The organism is Streptomyces nanhaiensis (assembly GCF_046614825.1).
Taxonomy (GTDB): Bacteria; Actinomycetota; Actinomycetes; order Streptomycetales; family Streptomycetaceae; genus Streptomyces; species Streptomyces radiopugnans.
Map to the genome: position 1 here is coordinate 1 of NZ_JBKJFM010000228.1, position 6,716 is coordinate 6,716.

The window sequence follows — 6,716 nt, forward strand, 5'->3', positions numbered from 1 at the left end:
GGCCCAGCCGAGCACGGCGTCGGCCAGTCCGAGGTCGCCGGGCGAGAGGCCGGCGAAGAGGTCGCCGTCCGGTCCGGCGCCCGGCTCGCCGGCACTCCCGGCCGCCTGCCGCATGCGGTGGGCCAGGGCGAGCAGCCGCTCGTCGCCGTCGCGCACCCGGCGCTGCGCGGCGGTGCGCAGCTCGGCCAGGTGCTGTTCGACGGCGGCGAACCGGTGGGTGTCGAACAGACGGCCCAGCAGTCTCGCGCGCTCCTCCGCGCCGGCCCGCAGAAAACGCGCGAAGTCGCCCTGCGGCAGCAGCACCACCTGGCAGAACTGCTCGCGGCTCATGCCCAGCAGCTGGGCCAGTTCCTCGCCGATCTCCTGGTGGGAGCGGCTGAGCGCCTTCCAGGTGCCGGCCGCGGCGTCGTACTCGCGCAGCCAGGACTGGGCCTTGTCGGTGGTCATCCCGCTGCCGCGCTTCTTGGGGCGCCGCTGCTCGGGCTGCCGGGTGACCTCCAGCCGCCGCCCGCCGACGGTCAGGTCCAGGACCACCTCGGTGCGGGTGCCGGGGTCGGCGTGGTCGCTGCGCAGCCTGGCGGGGCCGGAGGTCTGGCGGGCGCCGGGCACCCCGCCGTACAGGGCGTAGCAGACGGCGTCCAGCACGGAGGTCTTGCCCGCGCCGGTGGGCCCGTGCAGCAGGAACAGTCCGGCGGCGGACAGCTCGTCGAAGTCGATCTCCTGGGTGCCGCCGAAGGGTCCGAAGGCGGTGACGGCGAGCCGGTGCAGTCTCATCGGGGCGCCTCCGTGCGGGCCGCGTCGGCGCGTACGGCGTCCAGGGCCGCGCTCAGCAGGGCCCGTTCGCCACCGTCGGGCCCCGCTCCGCCGCGGACGTGGGCGACGAAGTCCTCGGCGATCTCCTGATCGGTGCGGTCGCGCAGCCGGCGCCCGTAGGAGGCGAGGGGGGCCTGCCCGGCGCGCTCGGGGTCGAGGACGAGGGTGAGGACGTGGGGGAAGCGGGCGGCGAGCCGGGCCATCGGCTCGCGCGGGCGGACGGGGTCGGTGAGGGTGGCCTCGACCCAGGCCTGCTCGTGGCGCTCCAGCGCGGGGTCGGCGAGCAGTTCCTCCAGTGTCCCGCGGACGCGCGCCAGCGGGCGCGGCACCGGGCAGTCGATCCGCTCGGCCGCCACCTCCCCGCGCGGCCCGAGGTCGACCAGCCACACCGACTTGCGGTGGTGGGTCTCGGAGAAGGAGTAGGCCAGCGGCGATCCGCAGTAGCGGATGCGCTCGGTGAGGGTCTGGCAGCCGTGGAGGTGGCCGAGCGCCGCGTAGTGGGCGCCCTCGAAGACGGAAGCCGGGACGGAGGCGACGCCGCCCACGGTGATGTCGCGCTCGCTGTCGGAGGGCTCGCCTCCGGTGACGAAGGCGTGGGCGAGGACGACCGAGCGGGTCCCGGCGGGGCGGGCGGCCAGGTCGGCGCGCACCCTGTCCATGGCGGCGCCCAGCACCGCCGCGTGCCCGGCCCGCTCCACCCCGAAGTGGTCCTTGACCAAGGCCGGCTCCAGGTAGGGCAGACCGTAGAACGCCACCTCGCCGTGGGCGTCGGACAGCAGGACGGGGGTGGCGCAGCCGGCGGGGTCGGTGCGCAGATGGATGCCCGCCCGCTCGATGAGCCCGGCCGCCACCCCCAGCCGGCGGGCCGAGTCGTGGTTGCCGGAGATCATGACCGTCGGCACGCCGAGGTCCGCCAGGCGGTGCAGGGTGTCGTCGAAGAGTTCGACGGCGGCCAGCGGCGGCACCGCCCGGTCGTAGACGTCCCCGGCGACGAGGACGGCGTCGACGCGCTCGGTGCGCGCCACCTCCACCAGGTGGTCGACGAAGGCCTCCTGGGCGGACAGCAGGCTCACCCGGTGGAAGCTCCGGCCCAGGTGCCAGTCGGAGGTGTGCAGCAGTCTCAAGATCCGGCTCCGCCCCGCAACGTCTTCCGTCCCTCTCCTCGCCCCCGTCGGCCGCCCTCCGGATTCTCGCACGGTCCGTCCGGCGGAATGCCGCATACGGCCGGACCGGGCGGATCGGCCTGACCGGGCGGATCGGGGCGCCCGGCGGCCCGGGCGGCCGGCGGGGGCCGCCTGCCATGATGTGCTCCCCGGCGTATGGGTGCTCCGGGCGGGGGGATCCGAGTGGGGGGAGAGGGAATGAGCCGGTTCCGTTACGCGGTGGGGGAGTTGGCGGCGGCGCAGAAGTCGGCCAGGGGGGTGTCGCTGTACTCGCGGTACGTCAACCGGCCGGCCGGCCGGTTACTGGCCGCCGCGGCCTACGGGGCGCGGATGTCGCCCAACCAGGTCACGGCCGCCAGCGCGGTGTCGACGTTCACGGGGGTGGCGCTGATCGCCCTGCTGCCCCCCTCGCACGCCCTGGCGCTGGGGGTGTTCGCCGCGCTGGTGACCGGCTTCGCGCTGGACTCGGCCGACGGGCAGCTCGCCCGGCTGACCCGGCGGGGCAGCGCCGCCGGGGAGTGGCTGGACCACGTGGTGGACTGCGCGAAGATGCTGGCGCTCCACATGGCGGTGCTGGTCTCCTTCCACCGCCACTTCGGCTTCTCCGACCCGGTGTACCTGCTCATCCCCCTGGGCTTCCAGTTCGCCGCCGTGACGGTCTTCTTCGGGGGCGTCCTCACCGAGCAGCTGAAGCGGAACGCCAGGGCCGCGGGGGGCGGCGTGACCGCGGCGCCGCCGGCCGCGCCCTCCACGCTCCGCTCGGTGGCCCTGCTGCCGGTGGACTACGGGCTGCTGTGCGCGGTCTTCCTCTTCCTGGGCAGCCGCGAGCTGTTCCTGGTGCTGTACTGCGCGCTGCTCGCCGCCCATCTGCTGTTCCTGCCGGCGTTCCTGGCGAAGTGGTACCGCGAGCTGTCCGTCCCCGCCCGCTGACCGGCCGCTCGCCCTTGCGCCGCCCCGGCACGCGGGGCCGGGGCGGCGCAAGGGCCGCGCGGAGAACGATGGCGGGTCGCGCGGCGGCCGGCTCAGGCGGACTCGACCAGCCCGTCGAGGGCCCGCCGCAGCAGGGTGCTGGAGGTGTGGACGGTGTAGGGGAAGTACACGACCTCGACCCCGACGCCGGCGAAGTCGCGCTCCAGCCTCTCCCCCTTCTCGGTGCCCCGCCAGTCGTCGCCCTTGAAGATGGCGTCGAAGCGCACCTGCCGCCAGGTCTCCAGCTTGTCGGGCACCGTCTCCACGAACGCCGCGTCAACGAAGCGGATGCTGCGCACGATCTCCAGCCGCTCGGTGAGCGGGACCACCGGCGGCCTGCCCTTGGCCTGCCGTGCCATCTCGTCGGACACCACCCCGGCCACCAGGTAGTCGCAGCGGTTCCTTGCGTGCCGCAGGATGTTCAGGTGCCCGACGTGGAATAAGTCGTACACCCCGGGCGCGTAGCCCACTCGGTACGTCATCGGCCTCTCCTCCGCGTGCGGTCGGTTCAGTTGCCGGCTGTCACGTACACGGGGCCGTTGCGCCCCGAGAGGTTGGTGCCGTCGGTGACCTCCAGCGAGTAGCGGTGCGTGGCGCCGGGCTCCACGGTGTCGGTGTAGCCCATCATGGGCCGGTCCCAGTAGCGGGAGTCCTGCTGGATGGAGGTCAGGAAGACGCCGTCCCGGTAGAGCCGGTAGGTCAGGACGCCGTCGTCCCGGTCCCAGGAGGCCTTCCAGCTGAGTTCGATCTTCCCCCTGGCGCCGGTGGCGCCGCTCATCAGCGGCACCTGGGGCGCCCCGGTGTCGGGTTCGGCCGCGAAGCGGGTCAGCCCCTGCTGCGGTTTCTCGTTGACGGTGGTGAACTCCCCGCCCGTCCACAGGATTCCGTCGGCCATGGTCATGGCGCGCGGGCCGATCTGCTCGCCGATGCCGTCGTTGGTGTCGGGGAACCACGGCAGGATCGTCTCGTCGGAGATCGACTGGGCCAGCAGGTGCTGGCGGTTGCGGTGTTCGGGGAAACCGCCGGGTGTGTCACCGCAGTTGTGCGCGTGCGAGCCGCTGTAGAGCACCCCCCGGTAGGGCACCACGGCCTGGGTGGCGCCCAGGCAGGTGTCCTTCCACAGCATCGCTCCGTCCGCGAGCCGTCCGGCCGCGCGGCCGTCGAAGACCCCGCCGCCGGTGCCCTCGGCGCCCAGATAGAAGTTGGTGCCGTCGTTGACCAGCGACTTCACCGCCGACTTGCGCGGGATCCAGCCGGTGAAGTGGTTGACGATCCGCCCGGTGGTCGCGTCCAGGCCGACCAGTGCGTGCACGCTGTTCAGGAGGCTGCCGTTGACGGAGGTGAACCGGCCGCCGATGACGACCTTGTTCAGGTGCGGGGCGACGGTGATGGCGTTGACGCCGGGGATGGGGTCGTTGGAGATCGACGACCCCCGGACGGTGACGTTGAAGGGCAGCAGGGTGCCGTCGGGTGCCAGGGCCGCGACGCGTTCGCGCGTCTGCCCCTGGACGGTGGTGAACTGCCCGCCGATGTAGACGGTGTCGTCGGTCACGTCGACGGCCCGGACGGTCGAGGAGACCACCGGTTTCCAGTCGGAGCCGATGGTGCAGTCCCCGGTGTTCAGGCTGGCGGTGTTGGAGCGCCCCTGTCCCCCGGCGCTGCCGAAGGAGCCGCCGATGTAGAGCAGCGAGCCGTCCGGCGACGCCTTCAGGGCCCGTACCGTCTCCGCTCCCCCGGTGAACTCCGGTGCGCACGGCAGGGGTTCGCCGGTCACCGCGTCGAAGGCGGCGAAGTTCTTCCGCCGCAGTTCACCGGTGCCGGCGGCCGCACCCGGTGGGCGGATGTGTTCGAAGGTGCCCCCCGCGTAGACGACGCCCCGGGCGTATGCCAGGGCCCACACGATGCCGTCGGTCTGCCAGGTGCTCAGCGGATCGGCGGTCAGGGTGGTCTCGCCCGCGGCCCGGGCCGGCCCGGCCCCCAACGCCGTGGACGACAGGCCGAGCACGGCGGCGGCCAGCAGGAGTCTGACGGGTCTTGTTCTGCGCATGGATTCCCCCCTGGAAACGCATGAGCGCGGACGGGACGAGCCGGGGCGGGGAGTGCGTCCGCGCCGGTCGGCGCACGCGGCGGCCACCCCTTGTTCAGCTTGCTCGGCGCGACTTCCCCCCGCTGCCCTTGCGCAGCACCCGGAAGAACTCCCCCACCCCCAGCGGCACACGATAGCGCCACACGGCCGCGCAGAACCCGCAGACGGCGAAAGCGCCGCCCAGCAGCGCACCCCACGCGGTGTCCCCCCACAGCAGGCGGGCGGCGAACGCCGGCGGTACGACGGCGGCAACGGCCACGGCCGCGGCGTGGAGGTAGCCGCGGTCGGCGGTGCGGAAGCCCAGCCGCCGCACCAGCAGTGCCGAGGCGGCGTTGTCCACCACGATCGCCATCCCCCATGCCAGGGCCGCCCCCGTCACCCCGTACCGCGGCGCGAGCCAGATCCCGGCGCCGAGCTGGACGGCGAAGCCGGCGCCCGCCGTCGCCAGGTTCCAGGTGCTGCGGCCGGCCATCAGGACGACGGTCTGCGCGTTGCCGACGCCGACGTTGACCACGCAGGCCGCCGACAGCACCACCAGCGCGGCCGCGCCCTGGCCGAAACCGGCCCCGAACAGGGAGAGCACGGTGGTGGGGAAGGCCGCGAGCATCGCGAACACGGGCCAGGAGAACAGCACGATCCACCGGGTCGACAGCCGGTGCAGATGTTCCGCCTCCCCTTCCAGACCGCCCGCCAGCAGTCTGCTGATCTGCGCGGCCACGGCGAGGCGGACCGCGAGCTGGAGCAGGGTGCCGGCGGTCACCAGGCGGCCGACGGCCGTGTAGATCCCGGCCTCGGCGCCGGTGCCCAGCGCCGACAGCAGGACCACCCCGATCCAGACCGCGGTGATGTCGAAGACCGAGGACAGGGCGCGCGGACCGGCGAAGGACCAGAACTCGCCGGGGCCGACGAGCCGTCCCTCCGCCGGTCCGCCCGGCCCGTCCTGCACGCCTGCCCCGGCGCGCCGCGCCGCGCGGGAGCGGGAGTGGGAGCGGGAGTGGGAGCGGGAGTGGGAGCGGGAGCGGGAGCGGCGCAGCGAGACCCAGGCCACCACCGCTCCCAGCAGGGCGGGGGCCAGCCAGGCCGCGGACAGCGTGAGCACGCCCGGCGCGAGCAGGACCAGGGGCAGGGCGAGCATCACCCGCAGTACGGGTTTGCCGATCTGCTCCACGCCCACGAAGGGGACCACCGAGCCGTACCCGCGGGTGGCCCCCAGCAGTACCAGTGAGACGGTCGCCACCGGCAGGAAGAGCGCGAACAGCCGCATCACCGCCAGGGCCTGCCCGGCGGGGAGGCCGGGCAGCAGCCAGACCGCCAGGGCGGGGGAGAGGAACAGCAGCGCCGCACACGCCGTGCTCGCCGCCAGGGCGGGCGGAACGGCGGTGCGCAGCAGCGCGGGTACGCCGGCCCCGCCGGTGAGTTCCAGGTCGCGGGAGACGAAGCGCACCAGCGCGGTGTCGGCGCCCAGCTTGCAGGCGTTGCTCACGATGGTGAACGCGGCGACGCCCGCGAAGACGGCGCCGGCCCCGTCCGCGCCGAGCCCGCGGGTGACGACGGCGACCAGGAGGAAGCCGAACAGCGCGTTGACGGCGGAGCCCGCGAAGCCGAACCAGCCGCCGCGCACGGTCGCGGCGACCCCCCGGGCGCGTGTCCCGGCCGCCGCTCCGCCGCCCCGCGCTCCGTCGCCC

The 6,716-nt window shown here is 74.2% G+C and carries 6 protein-coding genes; 1 reads left to right on the forward strand and 5 read right to left on the reverse strand.

Annotated elements, in window-relative coordinates; genetic code table 11:
• Positions 1-774: AAA family ATPase (locus ACLIYP_RS28580; RefSeq protein ID WP_412715992.1), on the reverse strand; the 774-nt coding region annotated here is incomplete at its 3' end.
• A complete protein-coding gene (locus tag ACLIYP_RS28585; protein WP_412715993.1) occupies positions 771-1,937 on the reverse strand; it encodes an exonuclease SbcCD subunit D in 1,167 nt (388 codons plus the stop codon). The genes ACLIYP_RS28585 and ACLIYP_RS28580, both read right to left, overlap by 4 nt.
• A gap of 237 nt (positions 1,938-2,174) precedes the next feature.
• Here ACLIYP_RS28585 and ACLIYP_RS28590 point away from each other — a divergent pair, with 237 nt between their 5' ends.
• On the forward strand, positions 2,175-2,906 hold the full coding sequence (locus tag ACLIYP_RS28590; protein WP_412715994.1) for a CDP-alcohol phosphatidyltransferase family protein: 732 nt from the start codon (positions 2,175-2,177) through the stop codon (positions 2,904-2,906).
• Between the two features lie 92 nt (positions 2,907-2,998).
• Here the strand turns inward: ACLIYP_RS28590 and ACLIYP_RS28595 are convergent, their stop codons facing one another.
• The 3 genes from ACLIYP_RS28595 to ACLIYP_RS28605 all read right to left on the reverse strand — a co-directional run.
• The gene (locus ACLIYP_RS28595; protein WP_412715995.1) at positions 2,999-3,427 is read right to left on the reverse strand and encodes an adenylyltransferase/cytidyltransferase family protein; all 429 of its coding nucleotides are present in this window, start codon (positions 3,425-3,427) and stop codon (positions 2,999-3,001) included.
• A gap of 26 nt (positions 3,428-3,453) precedes the next feature.
• Complete coding sequence (locus ACLIYP_RS28600; protein ID WP_412715996.1) at positions 3,454-4,992, reverse strand: fibronectin type III domain-containing protein; 1,539 nt, start codon at positions 4,990-4,992, stop codon at positions 3,454-3,456.
• A gap of 94 nt (positions 4,993-5,086) precedes the next feature.
• Positions 5,087-6,716: lipopolysaccharide biosynthesis protein (locus tag ACLIYP_RS28605; protein ID WP_412715997.1), on the reverse strand; the 1,630-nt coding region annotated here is incomplete at its 5' end.

Bases quoted from the DNA above. Each gene is read 5' to 3' on its own strand.
- ACLIYP_RS28600 (WP_412715996.1), bottom strand. From the start codon at position 4,992: ATGCGCAGAACAAGACCCGTCAGACTCCTGCTGGCCGCCGCCGTGCTC.
- ACLIYP_RS28595 (WP_412715995.1), bottom strand. From the start codon at position 3,427: ATGACGTACCGAGTGGGCTACGCGCCCGGGGTGTACGACTTATTCCAC.
- ACLIYP_RS28590 (WP_412715994.1), top strand. From the start codon at position 2,175: ATGAGCCGGTTCCGTTACGCGGTGGGGGAGTTGGCGGCGGCGCAGAAG.